Raw genomic sequence first — 21879 nt, 5'->3', positions numbered from 1 at the left:
CAGCAAGATAACGACGCCGGACTACATCGAAGATCATCCGGTCGGTCCGGAAGGCGCCGCCGGTCGGGCCCGGTGGCGGTTCAGGACGTCGGCGGGCGCACCGGCGGGGAGGTGAGGGAGCTGACCGAGCGGGGTGGGGAGTCCGGGCGGGGCGCGGCGTCCGCCGGCGAGGCGAGCGCGTCGGGGCGGGCCACCCCGCCGATCCCGGACTGCTCGGCGGCGATCTTCTCCTGGAGGCGGAGGATGCCGTGCAGCAGCGCCTCCGGCCGCGGCGGGCAGCCGGGCACGTAGACGTCGACCGGGATGAGCTGGTCGACGCCCTTGGTCACCGAGTACGAGTCCCAGTACGGGCCGCCGCAGTTGGAGCAGGCGCCGAACGAGATCACGTACTTCGGCTCGGGCATCTGGTCGTAGAGGCGCTTGATCGCCGGGGCCATCTTGTCGGTGACCGTGCCGGAGACCACCATCAGGTCGGCCTGCCGGGGGCCGTGGGCGAACGGGATCACGCCCAGCCGGATGAAGTCGTGCCGACCCATGCTGGTGGCGATGAACTCGATCGCGCAGCAGGCCAGACCGAAGTTGAAGACCCAGAGCGAGTAGCGGCGGCCCCAGTTCAGCACGAACCGGATCGGCTCGCCGAGCACTGCCGGCAGCTGCACGATCGCCCCCTTCCTGTCTCCCACCGGACAGTCAACCACAGCGCCCGGGCTGCAACCGGAACGGCCGTCGCGGGCTTCTACGGGTGTGACGAGGCGGACGGAACCCACCCGCGCGGCACCAACGGGCGCGGCCGACGCCGCGCCCGACGATCACGGGGAGAAGGCATGAACGTAGGAACCGGAAAACGGGTCGCCGGCGCGCTGCTCGGGTCGGCGCCGGCCGTCCTGGCCGCGGCACCGGGCGCCGTCACCACGACGACCGACCGACCGGCCGCCGTCTCGGCGGGCCGGCTGGTCACGCTCGACGCCGCCGACCACGGCTGACGTCCATGAGCCACCGCCGGCCGGGCACGGGGGTCTCGGCCGGCGGTGCCCGTCCGGATCCGGTCGTCCCGGTCCCGACCGCCCTCCCCCGTCGAACGACGACAACCGGCCGGTGCCGGCACCGGAGTGACCGGTGCCGGCGGGTACGGACCCACGGCCGCCACGGGGAGGACGAGTGACTGTGACGAGAGACGTGCGGGTCGCCGGGCCACCGCCGGGACCGGCTCCCCAGCCGCCCGAGCTGATCTTCGACGACTTCTACCACGCGCACTTCCGGGGGCTGGTCGTCCAGCTCACCGCGTACACCGGTGACCTCGGCCAGGCACAGGACCTGGTCCAGGAGGCCTTCTGCCGGGCGTACGTGCGCTGGGACCGGGTGGCCGGCTACGAGGACCCGCTGGCCTGGGTACGCAAGGTCGCCTGGAACCTGGGCCACCACCGCTGGCGGCGGCTGCGTACCGCCGAACGGTTCCTGCGCCGGCAGCGGGAGACGCACGTGGCCGGGCCGACGCCGGACCGGGTGGCGCTCGACCAGGCCCTGGCGCAGTTGCCGCCCAAGCAGCGCCGCGCCGTGGTGCTGCACTACCTCGCCGACCTGACGGTTGCCGAGATCGCCGCTCAGGAGCAGGTCGCCGAGGGCACGGTCAAGTCCTGGCTGCACCGGGGCCGGACGACGCTCGCCACCCACCTGCGCGAGACCACCGAGGAGGTGCGGGATGCCTGAGCAGGAGGTTCTCGCCGCGGAGTTCGCCCGCTACCGACAGGCGGTGATGACCGAGATCGAGGTGCCGGGACCGGCCGCCGTGCGGCGGGCCGTACGCCGGCGGCGGCGCAGCCACCTCGCCGCGGGGGCGACGGCCGCCCTGACCCTGCTGGCCGGGCCGGTCGTCGGGTACGCGGCGCTGGACCGCCCGGCCCCCGGCCCGACCCCGGTCGAGCCGACACCGAGTGCCACCGCGAGCCCGTCACCGACGCCGAGCGGCTCCGGCAGCCCGAGCCCGTCGTCGGCGACCACCAGCACCAGCCCGACCGGGGCACCGGACGGCCGGATCAGCCGGGCCCAGCTCCTGGCCGGCCCGGTCACGCTGCCCACCTGGCACGTCGACGCCGGTTGCCCGAACGGCCGGGTCCGGTTGACCGGCGAAGCCGGGTGGGAGACGAACACCCTGCTCGCGCTCGACACCGGTGACATCGACGGCGACGGGGCGGCCGAAACCGTGGCGCTGGTGCAGTGCGTGCGGGGCACCGGCGGCCCGCAGCAGGTGGTGGCCTTCGACCGCGACCGGTCCGGCCGGATCGTCACCGTCGGCCAGGTGACGAGGACCCGGTTGGAGCGACCGCAGTGGCTGATCGCGCTCGATGCCCGCGACGACGGTGTGGTCCGCGTGCAGGTCGGCGACATCGCACCCGGCGGCGGCTGGCCCGGTGACTGGTCGCAGCGGCAGTGGCGCGGTTACCGCTGGGACGGCCGCTCGTTCGGTCAGGTCTCCGGGCCGACCGCCTTCGGCCCGAACCGGCATGGGGTGAACCTCGTCCTCACCGCCACCGATCTGGTGCTCGCCACTGCTCCGGACGGCTCACACCCGGGCACGGTGACAGTGCGGATCCGCAACGCGGGCACCGGCCCGGCCGCCTACGTGGCGCTCCGGCTGGACCTGCCGTCGGCGCTGCGCCCGGACGGCGACGGCTGGGCCCCCTGCCGCAACACCCCGGCGACGACCAGCCAGCCGGTCAGCTGCGAGCTCGGCAGGCTCGACGCCGGTGCGGAACTCCGGCTCACCCTGGGCCTGCGGGCCGCGGCGGGGGTGACCGTGGGCCGGGGAACGGCCGACGTGGAGGCCCGCCCGATGGACGCCCGGTCCACGGTCGTCGAGGAGGTCTACGGCGTCGACAATCTCGTCCGGATCGACTACCGGTGACCGGTCGCGGCCCGGCGCCCACCTGCCGTGCCGGGCCGCGTCCCCGGTGTCACCAGCGAGGGCGTTGCAGCAGGCTGACGAACTCGACCAGCAGCCGCTCGCGCAGCGCCGGCGGGGCGGCGTCCAGCAGGGTGTTCACCACGGCCATCCGCTCCGGCACGCCCCGGTCCCCGTCGAGGCCGAGCCCGGCGGCCAGGCCGGCGACCAGCTCCGGGGTGAGCGCCTGCGGGGTCAGCGCGGTCGCCAACGCCCGCAGCTCGGCGGGGAGCCGGACCGGACCGGCCGCCCGGGCCGCGGCCACCGCGGCGGCCAGGTCCGGGCCGAACTCGGCGACCCGGGGCGCGACCGAGGCGGTCACGGTCAGGTGCACGCTCGGCGGCAGGTCCGCGTACCGGAGCTGGGGCTGGGTGTGCCAGTCCCGGGCGGTCAGCTCGTCGACCAGCACGAAGAGGTCGAGTTCCGGGTCGGTGGCGGTGAAGCAGACCACCGTCGACTCCGGCTCGGCCATCAGCCGCAGCCCGTCGACACCGCGCACGGCGTCGGCCAGCGCGGTGACCGCGTCCCGGGTCGCGGCGGCCAGCCGCAGGTAGCCGGCGTCGCCGAGGTGCCGCAGGGTGGCGTACGCGGCGGCGATCGGCCCGCCGGAGCGGGTCGAGGCGAGCACCGGGTTGACCATCGTGTACCCGGGCCAGTCCGCGTACGCGAAGTACTGCGGGGCGCGCAGCGCCGGGTCGCGGTGCAGCAGCACCGACACGCCCTTCGGGGCGTACGCGTACTTGTGCAGGTCCACCGAGATCGAGGTGACCCCGTCGACGGCGAAGTCGAACGGCGGCACCGGCGCACCGAGGCGGCGCAGGTAGGGCAGCGTCCAGCCGCCGAAGCAGGCGTCCACGTGGCAGCGCACCCCGGCCGCCGCGGCCGCCGCGGCGATCTCCGCCACCGGGTCGATGACGCCGTGCGCGTACGAGGGGGCGGAGCAGGCCACCAGGACCGTCTCCGGGCGGATCGCGGCGGCCACGTCGGCGGCCGCCGGGCGCAGCGTCTTCGGGTCGACGGGCACCGTGTCGAGGGTGACCCCGAGCAGGTGGGCGGCCTTGGCGAAGGCGGCGTGCCCGCTGGCCGGCACCACGATCCGGGGCGCGGTCAGCTCGGGGCGGGCGTCCCGGGCGGCCTTGACGGCGAGGATCAGCGACTCGGTGCCACCGCTGGTGACGCTGCCGACCACCTCCGGCGCGGTCGTGCCGGGGCCGCCGCCGAGCAGCCGGGCGGCCGCCCCGACCAGCGCGTTCTCCATCGCCAGCAGGGACGGGAAGGCGGTCGGGTCGAGCCCGTTGACGTGCGCGCTGCCGGCGTGCGCGGCCGCGGCCAGCTCGTCCAGGCCGGGCACCGCCGGGTCGTAGACGTAGGCGAACAGCCGCCCGCCGTGCGTCGGCCGGTCGAGGGCCCGCAGCTCGCGGATCTCCGCCAGCACCCGCTCGGCGGGTACGCCGTCCTCGTCGATCATCGGTCGCCCTTCGGGTCGGGGTCCAGGGTCCAGCCGCGCAGCAGCAGCACGGCGAGCCCGACCAGCAGGGCGGGCAGCACGGTGAAGCCGAGCAGCACGCCGAGCCGGGCCTGGTCGGACTGGGCCGCCGCGGTGCCGGTGTCGGAGGAGACGTAGCCGGAGACCTGGAGCACCAGGCCGTAGAGGCCGGGGCCCAGCGCCAGGCCGAAGGTCTCCCCCGCCGTCCACAGGCCGGTGAAGACGCCCGCCTGCCGGCGACCGGTCCGCGCGGTCTCGTGGGCGACGCAGTCCGGCAGCAGGGCCAGGGCGAAGACCTGCTGGCCGGCGTACCCGACGCCGAGCAGCGCGACCACCGCGTAGACGGCGGCGGCGGGCAGTGCGGGCGCGGCGACCAGGGCGAGCGCCCCGGCGGCGAGCAGCAGCGAGGCGGCGACCAGGGCGGTCCGCTTGCCGAGCCGGGCGCCGAGCCGGGACCACAGCGGCATCACCAGCAGCGCCGGCCCGACGAAGCAGGCGAAGAGCAGGGTCGGGCCATTGTCCGGGTCGCGCAGGATCTGGTCGGCGAAGTAGCTGACCCCGGCCAGGATGGTCGCCACCCCGGCCGACTGGATCACGAAGCAGAGCAGCAGCGCCCGGAACGGCCGGTTGCCGGCGGCCACCGCGAGCTGGGCGCGCAGCGTCGGCTCGGTCTCGGTCACCGCGCCGGTCGCGGCCGCGCGGGTGCCGAGGAAGGCGCCGACCGCGCCGAGGGCGATCAGCGCGGCGACGAAGAGGCCCATCCACCGGTGCCCGGCGAGGCCGTCGCCGGTCGCGGTCACCACCATCGGGGCCACCGCGCCGGAGACCAGGATGGCCAGCGCCAGCACCGCGATCCGCCAGGTCATCAGCCGGGTACGCTCCGCGCGGTCGCCGGTCAGCTCGGCCGGCATCGCCACGTACGGCACCTGGAAGAAGGCGAACGCGGTGGCGGTGGCGAGGAAGGCGACCGCCACGTACGCCCCGGCGGCGGGACCGGCGCCGAAGGGCGCGGCGAAGATGGCGCCGAAGAGCACCGCGAGGGCGAGCCCGGCGCCGAGCAGCCACGGCCGGCGCGGCCCCCAGCGGGAACGGGTGCGGTCGGAGAGGCGCCCGGCCACCGGGTTCACCAGCACGTCCCACGCCTTGGGCAGCAGCACCAGCAGGGCGGCCACCCCGGCGGCCACGCCCAGGGTGTCGGTGAGGTACGGCAGCAGCAGCAGCCCCGGCACGGTGCCGAACGCGCCGGTGGCCAGCGAGCCGAGGGCGTAGCCGGCGTGCACCCGGCGCGGCAGCGGGTCCGGTCGCCGCGCCCCGGTCGGGCCGGCGACCGAGGGGTCGGCTTCAGCCGGCGGCGCGTCCATGGGGCCGAATGTTACTCACGTTATGGCCGGGGTCACATTCCCTCTTCCGGCCACCAGCTCGCCGCCGACATGTCCACCCCGGTGGCCCGCAACGGGCAGCCCTCGGCCCGCAACCGGGCCCGCGCCTCGACCTCGTGACCGGGCGGCAGCCGGCCGGCGGAGGTCACCACCCGGTGCCAGGGCACCCCGCCGCCGTGCCGGGCCATGATCGAGCCGACCAGCCGCGCGGAGGCCCGACCCGAGCGCTCGGCGAGGGCGTCGGCGACCGCCCCGTACGACATCACCCGGCCCGGCGGGATCCGCTCGACCAGCGCGAGCACCGTCTCGACGTACTCCTCAGGCGTCACGACCGGCCAGGATATGGGAAGCCTGCCGGGCCGCGCGGGACCGACCGCGCAGAATGGGCGGGTGCGCGAAGCAGTCACCCAGGCCCGGCGGATCGTCGTCAAGATCGGTTCGTCCTCGCTGACCACCGGCGGCGGCGGGCTGGACGACGCCCGGGTCGACGCCCTGGTGGACACCCTCGGCGCGCTCGCCGCCCAGGGGCACGAGGTGGTGCTGGTCTCCTCCGGCGCGATCGCCGCCGGCCTGGCCCCGCTCGGGCTGGCCCGGCGTCCCCGCGACCTGGCCACCCAGCAGGCCGCCGCGAGCGTCGGGCAGGGCCTGCTCATCGGCCGGTACGCGACCGGCTTCGCCCGGCACCGGCTCACCGTCGGCCAGGTGCTGCTCACCGTCGACGACGTGACCCGGCGGGCGCACTACCGCAACGCGTACCGGACCCTGCGCAAGCTGCTCGACCTGCGCGCCGTGCCGATCGTCAACGAGAACGACACGGTCGCCACCGAGGAGATCCGCTTCGGCGACAACGACCGGCTGGCCGCGCTGGTCGCCGCCCTGGTCGACGCCGACCTGCTGGTGCTCCTCTCCGACGTGGACGCGCTCTGGACCGGGGACCCGACCCAGCCGGGCAGCGCCCGGATCACCGAGGTGCGCGGCGAGGCCGACCTGGCCGGCATCGACATCGGCGGCGCGGGCCGTTCCGGCGTCGGCACCGGCGGCATGGTCACCAAGGTCGAGGCGGCCCGGATCGCCACCGGCTTCGGCATTCCGGTGGTGCTGACCGCCGCGCCGCTGGCCGCCGAGGCGCTGGCCGGCGAGCCGGTCGGCACCTTCTTCCACGCCAGCCGGCGGCGGCCCGCGGCCCGGCTGTTCTGGCTCGCGCACGCCACCGCGCCCCGGGGGCGGCTGCACCTCGACCCGGGGGCGGTCCAGGCGGTGGTGGGGCGGCGCAAGTCGCTGCTGCCGGCCGGGATCACCGCCGTGGACGGCGCGTTCACCGCCGGCGACCCGGTCGACCTGGTGGACGCCGAGGGCGCGCCGGTGGCCCGAGGGCTGGTCAACTACGACGCGGTGGAGCTGCCGGGGCTGCTCGGCCGCTCCACCTCCGAACTCGCCGCGGCGCTCGGCCCGGCGTACGAACGGGAGGTCGTCCACCGTGACGACCTCGTGCTGCTGTGAGGAGTTGCCGATGACGCAGCGGAGTGCCGGCATGAGCGTCAGCGAGCAGGCCCGCCGGGCCCGGGACGCGGCGGGCGAGCTGGCGGTCGCCACGCGTACCGCCAAGGACGCCGCGCTGCACGCGATGGCCGACGCGCTGGTGGCGCGTACCCCGGAGATTCTGACCGCGAACGAGGCGGACCTGGCGGCCGGGCGCGAGGCCGGGCTGAGCGCGGCCGTGCTGGACCGGCTGGCGCTCGACGCCGGCCGGGTGGCGGGCATCGCGGACGCGCTGCGCCAGATGGCCGCGCTGCCCGACCCGGTGGGCGAGGTGGTCCGCGGCTCGACCCTGCCCAACGGGCTGGAGCTGCGCCAGATCCGGGTGCCGTTCGGGGTGGTCGGCATCATCTACGAAGCCCGGCCGAACGTGACCGTGGACGCCGCCGGGATCTGCCTGAAGTCCGGCAACGCCGCGCTGCTGCGCGGGTCCTCGTCGGCGGCGCACTCGAACGCGGCGCTGGTCGCCGTGCTGCGGGACGCGGTCGCCGGGGCCGGCCTGCCGGCGGACGCGGTGCAGCTGCTCGACGCCACCTCGCGCGACTCGGTCAAGGAGCTGATGCGGGCGCGCGGGCTGGTCGACGTGCTGATCCCGCGCGGCGGCGCGTCGCTGATCCGCACCGTGGTCGAGGAGTCGACGGTGCCGGTGATCGAGACCGGGGTGGGCAACTGCCACGTCTACGTCGACGCCGCGGCGGACGTGGCGAAGGCGGTGGCGGTCACCCTCAACGCGAAGACCCAGCGGCTGTCCACCTGCAACACCGCCGAGTCGCTGCTGGTGCACGCGGCCGTCGCGGACGCCTTCCTGCCGCCGGCGCTGGCCGCCTTCGCCCAGGCCGGGGTGACCGTGCACGGCGACGACCGGGTGGCCGCGTTCTCCGCCGCGGTGGTGCCGGCCACCGACGAGGACTTCGCCACCGAGTACCTCTCGGCGGACATCTCGGTGGCCGTGGTCGACTCGCTCGACGCGGCGGTCGCGCACATCCGCCGCTACGGCACCGGACACACCGAGGCGATCCTCACCGACTCCGCCGCGGCGGCCCGGGAGTTCGTGGCCCGGGTGGACGCGGCGGCGGTGATGGTGAACGCGTCGACCCGGTTCACCGACGGCGGCGAGTTCGGCTTCGGCGCCGAGATCGGCATCTCCACCCAGAAGCTGCACGCCCGCGGTCCGATGGGTCTGCCCGAGCTGACCTCGACGAAGTACGTGGTCACCGGGGACGGGCACCTGCGCGGCTGACTGTCCGGGTTGGACGGGCGTACGCGGGGGTGCGCGGGGCCGCTAGTCTGAGGCCGGTTCGGCACGGCTTGTCTGGGGAGGCGGCATGCTGGGCGAGAGCGCCCTGGAAGAGCAGTTGGCGCAGGCGCGCGCCGCGCTGCGGGAGGTCAGCCGCACCGTCACGCCCCGGGAACGGGTCGAGTCGGTGGGCGAGGCCGCCGACGGACGGATCCGGGTCACCCTCGGCACCGACGGGCGGGTCACTGCCGTCGACCTCGACCCCCGGGTGCTGCGCGAGGGGGCGGAACACCTCGCCGAGGAGTTGCGCCGGGCGGTGAACGCGGCGCTCGACGGGCAGGACGACCCGGCCGCGGCCGAGCCGATGCCCGATCTCGCCGCGATGACCGCCACCGTCGAGCACCTCCAGGACCAGGGCCTGCGCCAGATGCGCGAGATCAGCCAGGCCATCAGCGAGACCATGCGCAAGATCCAGCAGCGGAGCTGACGATGGAGAACCTCGAGGTCGACATCGACGCCCTGCGCCGCGGCGCGGACGAGCTGACCCAGGCCAAGGAGGAGGTCCGGCAGGCCTTCGAGACGTTCCAGGCCGCGCTGGGCAGCTACGCGCAGGCCTTCGGCGGCGACGAGATCGGCATGCTGGTCGGCGTCGCCCACCAGGCCTGTGTGGACGCCCTGACCGAGTGCCTCAGCACCAACGTCGCCGAGCTGGAGAGCTACGCCGACGGCCTGCACGGGATGGCCGAGAACTACCGGGCCATCGAGGAGGACGTCACCGCCTCGTTCCGCTCGATCCTCGGCTCGCTGGGCGGCTGAGCCCTCCGCACGTACGAAAGGAGTCGCCGTGGGCCTGACGCTTCCGGGTGAGCTCGCGTCCCTGCTCTCGATGATCGGGTACGACTGGCCGGAGTCCGACGAGACCGCGATCTTCCAGCTCGCCGGCGAGTGGACCGGCATGGCCGACCGGATCAACGGCTCGGTCGCCCGGTTGGAGTCGGCGGCACGGACGGTGCTGGAGACCAACCGGGGCGAGAGCATCACCGCCTTCGCCAGCGAGTGGAACGACAAGGAGTCGGCCGCCCGCAACATCGCCGACGCCACCAACCCGACGAACGTGATCGCCATCGGGCTGATGGCCGCGGCGGGGGTGGTGCTGGCCCTGAAGATCCAGGTGATCATCCAGCTGATCCTGCTGGCCATCCAGATCGCGCAGGCGATCGCCACGGCGGTGGCGACCTTCGGCGCGTCCCTGCTGGAGATCCCGATCTTCAAGATGATCACCGGGCTGATCGTCGACCAGCTGATCGGGCTGGCGGTGGACACGGTGCTCAATGGCTAAGAAGCGGACCGCGCCGCCCCGGCAGGCCCAGGCCAAGGGCGCCAAGATCGTCTCGGCGTACCTGGAGAATGCCGACGTGTTCCGCACCGCCAAGACGGCCGGGACCACGCCCAACGGCCCGGCGGTCCTGGTGCTGCGCAACCGGCCGGATTTCGACAAGCGGGACTTCGACCGCAAGGCCCGGGACCTGGTCCGGCTCGGCCAGGAGGGCCGGCTGAGCAAGGCGAAGTCGGACCGGACGGCCAACAACGTCTACCACCGGGGAGGCCGAGGGACCAAGCCGGGCACCCGGACCCGCACCAACGTCTTCCGGGACCGGGTGACCCGTCGGCTGACCAGGAACAAGCGGCTGACCCAGCAGCACGGCACCCCGGAGACCAACCAGTACCTGGCCAACAAGAGTCTCGTCGACCGCCTCTACGACGGTCGGGGGCCGATCACCGCGCGGGGCCAGGGGCTCGACCCGGACCACGTCCACGAGCTACAACTCGACGGAAAGGACGAATACGCTAACCTCAGGCTGATGGACGCCTGGACCAACCGCCAGATCGGCAGCGACATCTCCGTGGCGTTGCGCGACGTGCCCGCAGGCACCCCGATCATCGTGAAGGTCCTGCCATGACCGGGCCGGACCCCGCCGTCCTCGCCCGGATCGCCGAGAAGCTGGAGCTGCTCACCCGGGTCGAGTCCGAGCACGGCTTCGGTGTCCGCATCGACGGACCGGCACCGCTGGCGCCGATCGCCGACCTGCCCGGCGTAGCCGAGGTCTATAGCCTGTTCCAGCGCCTGGAGGGCGACAACTTCCGGTTCCACGCGCCGAAGGAGATCCTCACCCCGCAGGCCTGGGCGGCGTACGAGGTCGACCCGAACGACCCGATGGGCAGCCCGCTGATCGTCGGCTACGAGATGGACAGCGTCCCCCCCGGTCTACGCGCCGAGATCCGCGGCGGCGATCCGATCTACCTCGACCTGGAAGATCTGGACGTGTACTACATGGAGTCCAGCGCCTACGTCTACCAGTACGAGCACCCCGACGAGGACGTCGAGTTCACCGTCATCGCCCCCGATGTCGCCACCTTCTTCGACGAACACGTGCTCGGCCCCCGCTACCCGGAGCTGACGGCCGTGGTCTTCGGCCCCGCCGCTGGAGAGCAACGGCTGCGCAAGGGCCGGCACGCCGGCGAGTACGCCGACAACTGGCGGCGACTGCTGATCGCCGCCGGTCTGTCCTCCTGACCCACCCGTCGACCCTGCTTAAGGACGGTCATGGCAGCTGATCCGCGGTTCACCGCGTTGTGGAGCGAGGACGAGCTCATCCCGTACCCGCGCGAGGCGTGGCTGGAGGGTGGGTTCAGCCCCGACCTGCTCCCCGCCGGCGACGAGATCCCGCTCGACGTGGCGGTGGTCTTCACCGCCTTTCTCGAGGGCGACATCGAGCTGTACGACACCATCCAGCTGACCACCGAGGACGGTTCGCTGGACGTCCGGCTGATCGTGGTGGGCGCGGTCGCCGACAACCCCGACCTGCTCTACGTGCTGGACCCGCGCAACGGCGAGATCCTCCAGTTCGACCTGGACCAGCAGGACATCCAGGGCGTCAACAGCAGCTTCCGCACCTTCGTCGAGTTCCTCTACCAGTTCGCGCTCTTCGTCGAGGCGGACGAGGGCAAGGCGGGCCGGGCCGAGCGGGCCGAGACGCTGCGGATGGTGCTGGAGAGCATCGACCCGGCCGCGTTCGCCCCGGACGGCTGGTGGCCGCTGGTGATCAGCCAGTTGAAGTGACCGTCCGGCAGGCCCGGATCGCCCGCAGCGTGGTGTGCACGTCGAACTGGTGACCGTCGTCGCTGTCCCAGCCGCCGTCGCTGCGCTGCGTCTCGGCGAGCCGGCGGCGGGCCGAGACCAGCAGCCACTGCTCCTCGCCCACCTCGACCCGACGCAGCGTCGCGGCCAGCCAGGCCACGTCGGCCGGGGACATCTTCGGGATCCGCTCGGCCAGCACCGCCTGGATCCGCGCCGACTCGTAGTACATCTCCTGCCGGTGCAGCACGGCCGCGCTCAGCCAGCCGGCGGGCAGGAAGGACGGCCAGCCGCCGTCGGGGGCGAGCTGCGCGGCGACCGCGTGCGCCGCCGCCTGCACCACCCCGGCGTACGCGCCGCCGACGCGGTGGTCGAGCGGGCCGGCGGCGCGGGCGTCCAGGCCGGCCACGGTCAGCCAGAACCCGGCATTGGCGGTGAGGTAGAACCGGGCCTCCGGATCGCCCGGCCGGGCCCACTCCGGCGCGAGGCCGGCCAGCGACGGGTCCTCGTCCCAGCCGCCGTCGGGCAGTTGGCGGGCGGCGAGCCAGTCCAGCGCGTGCCGGGCCGCCGGGCGGCCGAGGGCGCCGAGGTCGTCCAGCTCGGCCAGGCGGAAGCAGGTCGCGTCGACGGAGCCGACGGCACCGTCCAGGACGGCCGGCCAGCCGCCGTCGGGCGTCTGCCCGGCCTCGGCGGCGTCGAGCAGCTCGACCGGCACCGGCGCGCCGGTGCGCAGCCGGGAGAGACGCGCGCGGTCCACCGCGTCCCCGTGCGCCACGACGAAGCCGATAGCGGCGTCCATGTCCACCACGGCGGTCACGCTACCTGCGTAAAGGTGATCGCGCCTCGGGGAATCGGCCGAGGCCGGGGCGGGTGAGTGGCCCGCCGCCGGCCCCGGCCGTCGCTCAGTACGCGGGCAGCGAGGGATCGATCTGCTTGATCCAGGAGAGCACACCACCCTGGACGTGCACCGCGTCGCGGAACCCGGCCGCCTTGAGCGCGGCGAGCGCCTCGGCGGAGCGGACGCCGGACTTGCAGTGCAGCACGATCTGCCGGTCCTGCGGCAGCGTCGCCAGCGCCTCGCCGGAGATGATGTCGCCCTTGGGGATCAGCGTGGCGCCGGGGATGCGGACGATCTCGTACTCGGCGGGCTCGCGGACGTCGACCAGGAAGATGTCCTTGCCGGCGTCCTGCCACTCCTTGAGCTCCAGCGCGGTGATGGTGGCGTCGATCACCGCCTCCTGCGCCTCCTCGGAGACCGCGCCGCAGAAGTCCTCGTAGTCCTCCAGCAGGTCGGTGACCGTCGGGTTCTCGCCGCAGAGCACGCAGTTCGGGTCCTTGCGAACCTTGATCTTGCGGTACGACATCTCCAGGGCGTCGTAGACCATCAGCCGGCCGACCAGCGGCTCGCCGATGCCGGTGAGCAGCTTGATCGCCTCGTTGACCTGGATCGAGCCGATCGAGGCGCAGAGCACGCCGAGCACGCCGCCCTCGGCGCAGGAGGGGACCATGCCGGGCGGCGGGGGCTCCGGGTAGAGGCAGCGGTAGCAGGGGCCGTGCTCGGCCCAGAACACCGACGCCTGGCCGTCGAAGCGGTAGATCGAACCCCAGACGTACGGCTTGCCGAGCAGCACCGCCGCGTCGTTGACCATGTAGCGGGTGGCGAAGTTGTCGGTGCCGTCGACGATCAGGTCGTACTCGGCGAAGATCTCGCGGACGTTCTCCCGGTCCAGCGCGGTGTTGTGGATCCGCACGTTCACCAGCGGGTTGATCTCGCGGATCGAGGCCGCGGCGGACTCCGCCTTCGGGCGGCCGACGTCGGAGACGCCGTGGATGACCTGCCGCTGGAGGTTGGACTCGTCGACGGTGTCGAAGTCGATGATGCCGAGCGTGCCGACGCCGGCCGCGGCGAGGTAGAGCAGGGCGGGTGAGCCGAGACCGCCGGCGCCGACACAGAGCACCCGGGCGTTCTTCAGCCGCTTCTGCCCCGCGACCCCGACGTCCGGGATGATCAGGTGGCGCGAGTAGCGGCGGATCTCGTCAACGGTCAGCTCGGCGGCGGGCTCGACGAGCGGGGGCAGCGACACGGTGGACTCCCCGGGATCGGCTGGTGGCGAACCGCGTCATTGTCGCTCGCCGGGGGTCCGGTCGGCCATGAGCAGTGACACGTAGCCCGACATGCGGGAGCGGGAATAACTCAGGCACCGGGGACGAGCGCGCCCTCATGGCGCACCCCGTCGACGTACGGCCAGGCGTTGGCGACGCAGCCGTCCAGGCCGTACGTCTGCTGCTGCATGACCGGGGCCGGCGCGCCGGGGCCGGGGCAGGCCTGGTGCTCCTCGCCCAACTCGTGGCCGACCTCGTGGTTGACCACGTACGTCCGGTAGACGGCCAGCGGGGCACCGTAGTCGGGCACCGAGTCCATCCAGCGGGCCAGGTTGATGATCACCTGACCGGGCAGCCGGCAGGAGGTGTACCCCTCGGTCATCAACCCGCCCTCGGCGCACATCCGCTCGGAGGTGGCCGGGGTGGCCAGGTAGACGGTGAAGTCGGCGGCGGCGGCCTCGGGCACCCGCTGCACCCGCAGTTCGCCCGAGGCGATCCAGCTGCGCCGGTCGGCGAGCGCCTCGTCCACGGTGTCGGCGAAGAGGTCGACGTCCTGCCCGGTGTCCTCCTCGACCGCCACCCGGTAGCGGCGCAGCGGGCCGTCGTACCCGCGCACCGGCGAGCGGCCATCGGCGGCGGCGAAGCGACCGGAGCCGCTGGTCGGGTACGCGGCGGGCGCGGCGTCCTCGCTGGCGTCGACTTCGTGTGGCCGTGACAGCCCGGCGGAGGCGGGCACGGACGGCCCGTCGTCGGCCCGGACGAGGGCGACGCCGGCGACGGTCGCGCCGAGCGCCACCAGGCCGAGCAGGGCGGCACGCCGCCGGCGGCGGCGCATCCGGACCAGCCCGCGTCGGGTGTCGCCAGCGGGTCGGGCGGGGTCGGCCGGGTCGGCCGGTTCCGGTTCGCCACCGTCGGCGAGCGGGGAGAACGGAGTCACCCGATCAGCATGACAGACTAATCGGGCATATCAGCGCTTATCCGGTCGGTTACGTGAGTATGTTTCAGATCGCGCGACGGGGCTCAGACCGGACGGCCGGTGTACCGCCGCCCGTCGACGTACGGCCACGGGTTGGCGGTGCAGCCGTCCAGGAAGAGCGACTGCTGCTGCATCACCGGCGCCGGCCGGCCCGGCCCCGGGCAGCGCTCGTGGTGGTGCCCCAACTGGTGGCCCACCTCGTGGTTGACCACGTAGGTGCGGTACAGCGACAGCGGCACACCGGCCCGCACGAAGTGCGGCACCGAGGTCCGCCACCGGTCCAGGTTGATGATCACCTTCCCCGACGCCCGGCACGACGTGTACGGCCGGCCGCCCACCCGGATGTCCACTCCCCCGGCCCGGCACATCCGCCCCGCCGTGTTCGCCGTGGCCAGGTAGATCGTGAAGTCGTACGCCTCGCCCGCCGGCACCCGGCGCAGCCGCAGCCGCCCGCTGTCCACCCAGCTCCCCGGCCCGGCCAGCGCCGCCTGCGCCTCGTCGGAGAAGGCGTGCACGTCCTCACCGGAGCCGTTCTCCACCGCCACCCGGTACCGCTGCACCGGGCCACCCCGCCCCAGCACCGGACCGGCCCGGTCGTCGTACCCGAAACTGCCCCGCCCGGCGGACGGCACCGGGCCCGCGAGCTGGAGCAGCGGCGGGGCCGGGCTGGTCGCGGACGGGCTCGGGGTGACCACCGGCAACGGCGACGGGGTGAGCGGCGCGGCGGTCGGTCGAGGGGCGGGCGTCCCGGCGGCGAGCGTCTCGGCCACGGCCCCGGGACGGCCGGCGGAGAGCGCCCCGCCCGCACCGACCACCACCGCGAGCATCGCCAGCAGCAGGACCGTCCAGCGACGGCCTCCGACGGGCGCACGGCGGCCACGGGGGGTCGCACGCACGCGCCGGTGACCGTGGGGGAGGAACTCGGGCATCCGGGTCAGCCTGCCATGTCGGAGCGCCTCCCGGCCTCCTCCGTTTCGGCGAGCAGGTGCAGCACCGCCCGCGCCACCGTGCGCGGCACCTCCACCTGCGCGACGTGGCCGACCCCTTCGAGCATCATCAGCCGGCTGTCCGGGATCGCCCGGGCCGCCTGCGGCGCCACCCGCACGTCCACCAGCTTGTCCTGCAGGCCACCCACCACCAGCGTCGGGGCCTGCACCGCCGCGGCGATCCGCCACATCGACCCCGCCCCCGGCAGGTACGAGCGCAGGAAGCTGGAGACCAGGCCGCGGAACGTCCGGACGTACGCGGCGGTGTAGTGCGCGGCCTCGTAGCGCACCCGGATCTCCTCCAGCGCCTCCTGCCGGCGCTGCTCGCTGATCCGGGTCAGGTCGGCGAAGCACGCCTCCAGCACCTGCTGGACCATCACCTCGGGGGCGAGCTGGGCCAACCGCCAGGCCGCCAGCCGCTCCCCGCGCGGGATGGCCAGCAGCGGCAGCATCCGCCCCTGCAACGAGCGGCGGAAGTCCAGGAACGGCAGCGCCGGGGAGACCAGCGTGAGGGTACGCACCAGCTCCGGTCGCAGCCCCGCCACGTGCACCGCGACCGCCCCACCGAGGGAGTTGCCGAACAGGTGCACCGGCCCCCGGTCGGAGTGCTCGATCCAGCGGACCACCCGCTCAGCGAAGGCCGGGATCGTGTAGCGCCGCCCCGGCTCGCTGCGGCCGAACCCCGGCAGGTCGATGGCCTGCCCGTCGAGCCGGTGGGCGAGCAGGCCGGCCAGGTCCGTCCAGTTCTGCGACGAGCCGCCCAGCCCGTGCACGTACAGGGCCGGCTCCGCGTCCGCACTCGTGGCCGGGGTGTCCCGGACGTAGGTGACGGTGCCGTCGAGGCGTACCTCCCGGCCCGGCCAGGGCGGCGGAACGTGGTGCGGGGGCAGCAGATGCTCGGGCCAGAGTGCGGCTCGCTTCATGCCTTCCAGTGTGCCCAGCACGACCTGCCGGCGAACCCCGAGCCGCTCAGGCCAGCAACGCCTCCAGGCGCCGGTTGACGGCGGCCAGCGTCGCGCGGACCACCGCCTGCCGCGGGTCACCGGCGACCAGCGCGGAGCCGGCGAGCTGCTCGACCCAGCCGTCGCAGACCAGCAGCACCACCACCGTGGCCACCTCGCAGTTGCCGAACGGCACCACCGCGGCGTGCTCGACGAAGCACCGCCCGCGCTCAGCCGTGCCGTCGGCGCCCCGCAGCAGCTGGTCCACCGCCGCTGCGGCGGCGACCGCGCAGAGCCGCAGGACGTACCCGTCCACGGCCGGCCCGGTGGAGTGCCCGGCCGCCGTCTCGCCGCCGGCGAGCAGGCGTACCTCGACGGTGGCGTCGAGACCGAAGGTGCTCACCTGGACGTGGTCGATCACCACCCGCGGCCCCGGCGCGCCGCCGGTGTCCAGCGGTCGGGAGGGCGCGCTCTCCGTCGTGGTCATCTGCCCGCCGGAGTACGACGTGCCGAGCGTGGCCGGGCTGCCGGTGGCCGGCGGCGCGGGGGCCCCGCTCGCCTCGTCCACACTGGCCCGCCCCCGGTGCGCGGAGACCTGCCGGCGCCGGCGCGGCACCCCCTCGACCGTGCCCGGGTAGTCCTCGACCCGGCCGGGCGCGGGGGCGGCGGTGGCCGCCTCGGCCGGCGGGCGGGCCCCGGGCGGCTGGTCGGCGACGCCGCGCCCGGTGCCGGCGGGTGCGCGACCCTCACCCGACGGATCGGCCGAACGGGACCGCCTCGACGGGCCGGCCCCGGGCTCCTGCCGGCGCAGCTCGCCGGGGCGGGACTCCGCGTCGCGCGGCCGGGCCGGCACCTCGCCGGGGCGCGGCTCGGCACCCCGCGGCTCGGGCGCCCGGGTCTCGGGCGCGCGGGTCTCGGTGGAGCGGCGGCGCAACGGCGCCGGGGCGGGGGTCGTGCCGGGCAGGTTCTGCGGGGCCGCGGCCAGCCCCATCCGCTCCTGGAGCAGTCGGGCCACCATCCGGCTCACCTCGGCCGGGTCGGCCCCGTCGGCGAGGTCCAGCCGGAGGCTGTGCGCGCCGGCCGGGGTACGGCGCAACGCGGCGTCGCGCACGCCGGCCACCTCCCGCACGGCGTCCAGGATGGCGTTGACGTCGAAGCCCTCCGGCCGCTCCCGCAGCGGGGCGGGCTCGTCGTCGCGGCGCAGGTGGGTGGCGATGCGGGCGAGTTCCGGGGTCTCGGCGGGTGGCTCCACGGCTGGCGGCTCCGGCACAACGGGCACGTCCGGCTCGGCGGGGACGCGCTGCGGCAGCACCACCGCGCCGGGCTCCGGCGTCCCGTCCTCCACGGCCGGCTCGGCCGGAGGCGCCGGATCGGGTGCGGAGCGGCGGGCCGCGTAAGGGGGTGCGCTCGTCGGAGCGGGCGCGGAGGAGGTGCGGTCCAGGCGGCGCGGCCCGCTCGTGGCGGGGTCCGGCGCGGCGCCGGGACCGGTGGGGGTCGACTGGTGGCCGGGAAGCTCCGCCGGGGCGCTGGCGGTCTCCGCCGGCACGGACCGGAGCCGGAACGGCCGGTCGGCCCGGTCGGTGGTCGGACTGCTGTCGGCGGCCGGCGCCTGGGCGGGCGGCGCGCTGTAGGGGGCGGCCGGAGGAGCACTCCGGGGCGCGGCGGGCGGCGCGCTGTAGGGGGCGGCCGGAGGAGCGCTCCGCGGCGCGGCGGCCGGCGCCTCGACCTGCGGGGCGGCGGTGGGCGTCGAGCCGTAGGACCCGGTGCTCGGTGCGGCGCGGTAGGAGCCGCCGGCCTCCGCCCGGCCGTACCACCCCATGGCCGGCGCCGATCCGTAGGACCCGGCGGTCGGTGCCGAGCCGGAGGACTCGGCGGTCGGTGCCGAACCGTACGACCCGGCTGACGGCGTCGAACCGTAGGAACCGCTGGTCGGTGACGCGCCGTAGGCCGTACCCGCCGGGGGTTCACCGTGCGGCGCGGCGGCGGGCGGGGCACTGGCGGGCGCGGCGGCGGGCGGGGCGCTGGCGGGGGCGACGACGGGGGGCGCGCTGGCGGGCGCGGCCGGCGGGGCGCTGCGGGGGGCGGCGGAGGGCGACGCGGCGGCGGACCGGGTACCGGCCCACCCGGCGGCTCCGTCCACGGCGGACCGGTCCGGGGCCGGCCGGTCGATCGACTGTTCCCGTTCGCCCCGGGTCTCCCGCTCGGCGCGGGTCGGCTCGTACGGCCGGGGTTCCTCGGACCGCACCGGCTCGTAGGGGCGGGCGGGTTCGGCCCGGACCGGCTCGTACGGCCGCGCCGGCTCGGCACGCACCGGCTCGTACGGCCGGGCGGGCTCGGCCGACCACTCCGGGGTCCGGTCGGACCGGGACCGGCGGCTCGTCGGCGGCTCGTCCTCGCGGGCCCACGGCGGCGCCCAGCCGCCGCCCCAGCTCGGCCGGTTCCAGCTCGGGCCGGACCAGTCCGGTTCGTCGGCGGGCCGGTGGCCGGCGTAGGGCTGCTCGGCGTGCGGGTCCGGCTCACCGCGCCCGGCGGCCGCCTCGTCGCCGCCGCGGGCCCCGGTCGACTCGTCCGGTGAGCCGGGGTGGGGACGGTCGGCCCGGGCGCGGGACACGTCGGGCGGGAACTCGTCGGCCTCGGCCCGGTCGGCCTGGCTGCGGTCCGGCCGGGGCGCGTGGAAGCCCGGCGGGACCTCGAAGCCGGAGGCGGCGGTGCCGACCGGCGGGACCTGCACGGCCGGTGGCGCGGACGTGGGCAGGCCCCCGTCCGCCCAGCGACTGAGCCGCGGCGGCTCCTCCGAGGAGTGCCGCGCGGCGGCGTCCGGGTCGGCCGATCCGGACTGCTGCTCGGGCGAGGGCGCCGGCCGCTGCGCCGGTACGACCAGTCGGTCGCCGTCGGCGTCCCGCCGCAGGTCGGCGCCGAAGCGGGGGGCGTCGGCGGGCGGGGCACTCACCGGGGACGGTCGGCCGCGCGGCTCCTCGCCGGGGTGGCCGACGCCGTTGAGATGGGCGCGCCCGTTGCGCGGTGCGGAGTCGGGCTCGGGGTCGGTCAGCGGCGCCGGCAGGTCGCCGTGGCGCGGGGAGGAGGCGTCCCAGCCGGTTGCCGGGTCGGGCCGGTGCCAGGGGGCGACGGTGTCCCGGTACGCGGGGGCGTCGGCCCCGCCGGACCACCCGGTCGCCGGGGGTGCCCACCCGCTGACGGAGCGGGCCAGGTCGTCCTGCTGACCCGTCCCGTCACCGTGCTCTCCCGGGGTGGCGGCACCGGGTTGCCCTGTTTCACTCACCGCGCGCTCCTTGGTCGCCCTCGCTGAGGCTACCGTGTGGTGACAGTGGCGATAAGTTACAGCGGCGGGCCAATTCCGGGACCGGGGAACATGCCCCAGACCGGTACGGGGTAAAAGTGCCGGCTCGTACGAAGAAACTCGGAGGTTCCCATGACCGCTGTGGGGAACGGTGCGCAGACCGCCGGCCGGCCCACCAGGCTGCCCCGCTCGGCGCGACGTAAGCAGCTGCTCGCGGCGGCGCAGGAGGTGTTCGTCGCGCAGGGTTACCACGCCGCCGCGATGGATGACATCGCCGAGCGGGCGGGGGTCTCCAAGCCGGTGCTCTACCAGCACTTTCCCGGCAAGATGGAGCTCTACCTGGCCCTGCTCGACACGCACTGTGACGCGATAGTCGCCAAGGTGCACGACGCGATGCGCGGTACCAATGACAACAAGGAGCGGGTCGGGGCCTCGGTCCGGGCGTACTTCGACTTCGTCGACCACGAGAGCGAGGCGTTCCGTCTCGTCTTCGAGTCGGACCTGCGCAACGACCCGGCGGTGCGGCAGCGCGTCGAGCGGGTCGAGCAGGGCGCCATCGCGGCGATCACCGACACCATCATCTCGGACACCGGCGTCAGCCGGGCGCACGCCGAGCTGCTCGCCTCCGGCCTGGTCGGTGCGGCCGAGACCGCCGCCCAGTTCTGGCTGGCCGGCGGTCGCCAGGTGCCCAAGGCGGAGGCGGAGGCGCTGGTCGCGGCGCTGTCCTGGCGTGGGATCGCGAGCTTCCCGCTGCAAGGTGAGTCAGCCTGAACATCCGGCCCCGAGATCGGATAGCCTTCCCAACGGCGGCTCTTTCGCCCACCTGAGGAGGCACAGTGGAGGTCAAGATCGGCGTGCAGTACGCGCCGCGCGAGCTGGTTCTGGAGAGCGCGCAGTCGCCGGCCGAGATCGAGCAGATCGTGACCGACGCCTTCGGCAAGGACGAGGGGACGCTGTCCCTGACCGACGAGAAGGGCCGGCGGGTCATCGTGCCGGTCAACAAGGTCGCCTACGTCGAGATCGCCGAGGCGTCCCCGCGGGCGGTCGGGTTCACCGTCCGCTGATCCGGTCCGGCCACCGCGGCGGGTCCGCCCGCCGCGGGCCGGGCCCGACCGGGCGGGTCAGTTGTTCAGCCCGACGGCGGCCATCCGGGCGGTGTGCTTGGCGGTGAGCCGGCGGAACGTCGCCTGCACGTCCGTGCCGTCCCGCGCGATCAGCGCGGTCAGCGCGCCCCGGTCCGCCGCCGCGACCCGGCCCGCCTGGGACAGCGCCTCGCCGACGAGCCGGCGCGCCCACATCGACAGCCGGTTCGCCACCCTGGGGTCGGTCTCGATCGCGGCCCGGATCTCGGCGGCGGCGAAGTCGGCGTACCGGGATTCGTGCAGCACGTCGCGCACCAGCCGCCGGTACGGCTCGTCCAGCCGGTCGGCGATCTCGCCGAGGAAGTCGTCGGTGATGGCGTCCCCGACGTACGCCTTCGTCACCGCCTCCAGCCAGTCCTTCGGCTCGGTCGAGTCGTGGTACGCCTGCAAGGGCTCCACGTACGGGGCCATCACGTCGTCAGGCGTCGCCCCGAGGGCGGTGAGCCAGTCCGAAAGGCGCCGGTAGTTGCCGATCTCGGCGGCGGCCATCTCGCTCAGCGCGGCCCGGCGGCGCAGGTCGGGGGCGAGTCGGGCGTCGGCGGCCATTCGGTCGAAGGCGAGCAGCTCGCCGTAGGCGACCAGGCCGAGCAGGTCGACCACGGCCTCGGGTGTTGTCGGGGCGGACACGAGCGCAGGGTACCGCCCAAACGGGCACACCGAGACCCCGAAACAGTGGCGCAGGTCACAATTGGCACCCCCGGAGGAGACCCGGTCACCGCGC

24 protein-coding genes are annotated in these 21879 nt (G+C 75.0%); 13 read left to right on the top strand and 11 right to left on the bottom strand.

Going from position 1 to position 21879, the window contains the following annotated elements; all coding sequences use genetic code 11:
- Window positions 1-80: 80 nt before the first annotated feature.
- Window positions 81-659: an NADH-quinone oxidoreductase subunit B gene (locus tag FHX75_RS19955; protein ID WP_154941781.1), complete on the bottom strand. Its 579-nt coding sequence runs from the start codon at window positions 657-659 to the stop codon at window positions 81-83.
- 165 nt (window positions 660-824) lie between these two features.
- Between FHX75_RS19955 and FHX75_RS30890 the strand changes: the two genes are divergently transcribed.
- The 3 genes from FHX75_RS30890 to FHX75_RS31275 all read left to right on the top strand — a co-directional run bounded on the left by FHX75_RS30890 (window position 825) and on the right by FHX75_RS31275 (window position 2902).
- Window positions 825-983 carry a hypothetical protein gene (locus tag FHX75_RS30890; protein ID WP_170285408.1) on the top strand — a complete coding sequence of 53 codons (159 nt, stop codon included), beginning with the start codon at window positions 825-827 and terminating at the stop codon, window positions 981-983.
- 175 nt (window positions 984-1158) lie between these two features.
- Complete coding sequence (locus tag FHX75_RS19950; RefSeq protein ID WP_154941780.1) at window positions 1159-1707, top strand: SigE family RNA polymerase sigma factor; 549 nt, start codon at window positions 1159-1161, stop codon at window positions 1705-1707.
- Complete coding sequence (locus tag FHX75_RS31275) at window positions 1700-2902, top strand: COG1361 family protein (RefSeq protein WP_154941779.1); 1203 nt, start codon at window positions 1700-1702, stop codon at window positions 2900-2902. Before FHX75_RS19950 ends, FHX75_RS31275 begins: the two co-directional genes overlap by 8 nt.
- A 49-nt stretch (window positions 2903-2951) precedes the next feature.
- Here the strand turns inward: FHX75_RS31275 and FHX75_RS19940 are convergent, their stop codons facing one another.
- The 3 genes from FHX75_RS19940 to FHX75_RS19930 are packed head-to-tail and all read right to left on the bottom strand — an operon-like array spanning window position 2952 to window position 6132.
- Entirely contained in the window at window positions 2952-4406 is a 1455-nt protein-coding gene (locus FHX75_RS19940) for a pyridoxal phosphate-dependent decarboxylase family protein (RefSeq protein ID WP_154941778.1), read from the bottom strand.
- A complete protein-coding gene (locus FHX75_RS19935; protein ID WP_154941777.1) occupies window positions 4403-5785 on the bottom strand; it encodes an MFS transporter in 1383 nt (460 codons plus the stop codon). The genes FHX75_RS19940 and FHX75_RS19935 overlap by 4 nt, the downstream gene beginning before the upstream one ends.
- Window positions 5786-5817: 32 nt before the next feature.
- Entirely contained in the window at window positions 5818-6132 is a 315-nt protein-coding gene (locus FHX75_RS19930; protein WP_154941776.1) for an MGMT family protein, read from the bottom strand.
- A 61-nt stretch (window positions 6133-6193) separates the two neighbouring features.
- Between FHX75_RS19930 and proB the strand changes: the two genes are divergently transcribed.
- From proB to FHX75_RS19890, 8 genes are all read left to right on the top strand, one after another.
- Window positions 6194-7303, top strand: a complete 1110-nt coding sequence (gene proB / locus FHX75_RS19925) for a glutamate 5-kinase (protein ID WP_425463504.1) — start codon at window positions 6194-6196, stop codon at window positions 7301-7303.
- 31 nt (window positions 7304-7334) lie between these two features.
- Window positions 7335-8579 carry a glutamate-5-semialdehyde dehydrogenase gene (locus tag FHX75_RS19920; RefSeq protein ID WP_154942061.1) on the top strand — a complete coding sequence of 415 codons (1245 nt, stop codon included), beginning with the start codon at window positions 7335-7337 and terminating at the stop codon, window positions 8577-8579.
- Between the two features lie 85 nt (window positions 8580-8664).
- The gene (locus FHX75_RS19915; RefSeq protein WP_154941774.1) at window positions 8665-9063 is read left to right on the top strand and encodes a YbaB/EbfC family nucleoid-associated protein; all 399 of its coding nucleotides are present in this window, start codon (window positions 8665-8667) and stop codon (window positions 9061-9063) included.
- A gap of 2 nt (window positions 9064-9065) precedes the next feature.
- Complete coding sequence (locus tag FHX75_RS19910) at window positions 9066-9392, top strand: WXG100 family type VII secretion target (RefSeq protein WP_154941773.1); 327 nt, start codon at window positions 9066-9068, stop codon at window positions 9390-9392.
- 28 nt (window positions 9393-9420) lie between these two features.
- Window positions 9421-9915 carry a WXG100-like domain-containing protein gene (locus FHX75_RS19905; RefSeq protein WP_154941772.1) on the top strand — a complete coding sequence of 165 codons (495 nt, stop codon included), beginning with the start codon at window positions 9421-9423 and terminating at the stop codon, window positions 9913-9915.
- A complete protein-coding gene (locus FHX75_RS19900) occupies window positions 9908-10537 on the top strand; it encodes a hypothetical protein (RefSeq protein WP_154941771.1) in 630 nt (209 codons plus the stop codon). Before FHX75_RS19905 ends, FHX75_RS19900 begins: the two co-directional genes overlap by 8 nt.
- Window positions 10534-11151, top strand: a complete 618-nt coding sequence (locus FHX75_RS19895) for a hypothetical protein (protein ID WP_154941770.1) — start codon at window positions 10534-10536, stop codon at window positions 11149-11151. The genes FHX75_RS19900 and FHX75_RS19895 overlap by 4 nt, the downstream gene beginning before the upstream one ends.
- Window positions 11152-11181: 30 nt before the next feature.
- Entirely contained in the window at window positions 11182-11697 is a 516-nt protein-coding gene (locus FHX75_RS19890) for an SUKH-4 family immunity protein (protein ID WP_154941769.1), read from the top strand.
- On the opposite strand, the gene FHX75_RS19885 is transcribed toward FHX75_RS19890, so the two are convergent.
- From FHX75_RS19885 to FHX75_RS32270, 6 genes are all read right to left on the bottom strand, one after another.
- The gene (locus FHX75_RS19885) at window positions 11681-12511 is read right to left on the bottom strand and encodes a prenyltransferase/squalene oxidase repeat-containing protein (RefSeq protein WP_154942060.1); all 831 of its coding nucleotides are present in this window, start codon (window positions 12509-12511) and stop codon (window positions 11681-11683) included. The two genes, FHX75_RS19890 and FHX75_RS19885, sit on opposite strands and share 17 nt — an antisense overlap.
- Before the next feature lie 103 nt (window positions 12512-12614).
- Window positions 12615-13796: an adenylyltransferase/sulfurtransferase MoeZ gene (gene moeZ / locus FHX75_RS19880; protein ID WP_154941768.1), complete on the bottom strand. Its 1182-nt coding sequence runs from the start codon at window positions 13794-13796 to the stop codon at window positions 12615-12617.
- A 110-nt stretch (window positions 13797-13906) separates the two neighbouring features.
- Window positions 13907-14752 (bottom strand): DUF3152 domain-containing protein, encoded by an 846-nt coding sequence (locus tag FHX75_RS19875; protein ID WP_246158228.1) that lies wholly within the window; start codon window positions 14750-14752, stop codon window positions 13907-13909.
- An 83-nt stretch (window positions 14753-14835) separates the two neighbouring features.
- Window positions 14836-15687, bottom strand: coding sequence for a DUF3152 domain-containing protein (locus FHX75_RS19870; protein ID WP_246158225.1), 852 nt, complete (start codon window positions 15685-15687; stop codon window positions 14836-14838).
- A 38-nt stretch (window positions 15688-15725) separates the two neighbouring features.
- Complete coding sequence (locus tag FHX75_RS19865; RefSeq protein ID WP_154941767.1) at window positions 15726-16700, bottom strand: alpha/beta fold hydrolase; 975 nt, start codon at window positions 16698-16700, stop codon at window positions 15726-15728.
- Between the two features lie 46 nt (window positions 16701-16746).
- Complete coding sequence (locus tag FHX75_RS32270; RefSeq protein ID WP_425463503.1) at window positions 16747-19998, bottom strand: hypothetical protein; 3252 nt, start codon at window positions 19996-19998, stop codon at window positions 16747-16749.
- Window positions 19999-20148: 150 nt separating this feature from the next.
- On the opposite strand from FHX75_RS32270, the gene FHX75_RS19855 reads away from it, so the two are divergent.
- Both FHX75_RS19855 and FHX75_RS19850 read left to right on the top strand, forming a co-directional pair.
- Window positions 20149-20787 carry a TetR/AcrR family transcriptional regulator gene (locus tag FHX75_RS19855; RefSeq protein ID WP_154941766.1) on the top strand — a complete coding sequence of 213 codons (639 nt, stop codon included), beginning with the start codon at window positions 20149-20151 and terminating at the stop codon, window positions 20785-20787.
- A 65-nt stretch (window positions 20788-20852) separates the two neighbouring features.
- Window positions 20853-21080, top strand: a complete 228-nt coding sequence (locus FHX75_RS19850; protein ID WP_088960194.1) for a DUF3107 domain-containing protein — start codon at window positions 20853-20855, stop codon at window positions 21078-21080.
- A gap of 57 nt (window positions 21081-21137) precedes the next feature.
- Here the strand turns inward: FHX75_RS19850 and FHX75_RS19845 are convergent, their stop codons facing one another.
- Complete coding sequence (locus FHX75_RS19845; RefSeq protein WP_154941765.1) at window positions 21138-21785, bottom strand: ferritin-like fold-containing protein; 648 nt, start codon at window positions 21783-21785, stop codon at window positions 21138-21140.
- Between the last annotated feature and the right edge of the window lie 94 nt (window positions 21786-21879).

Source organism: Micromonospora palomenae, from assembly GCF_007829925.1.
Taxonomy (GTDB): Bacteria; Actinomycetota; Actinomycetes; order Mycobacteriales; family Micromonosporaceae; genus Micromonospora; species Micromonospora purpureochromogenes.
This window is presented reverse-complemented; position numbering and strand designations above follow the sequence as displayed.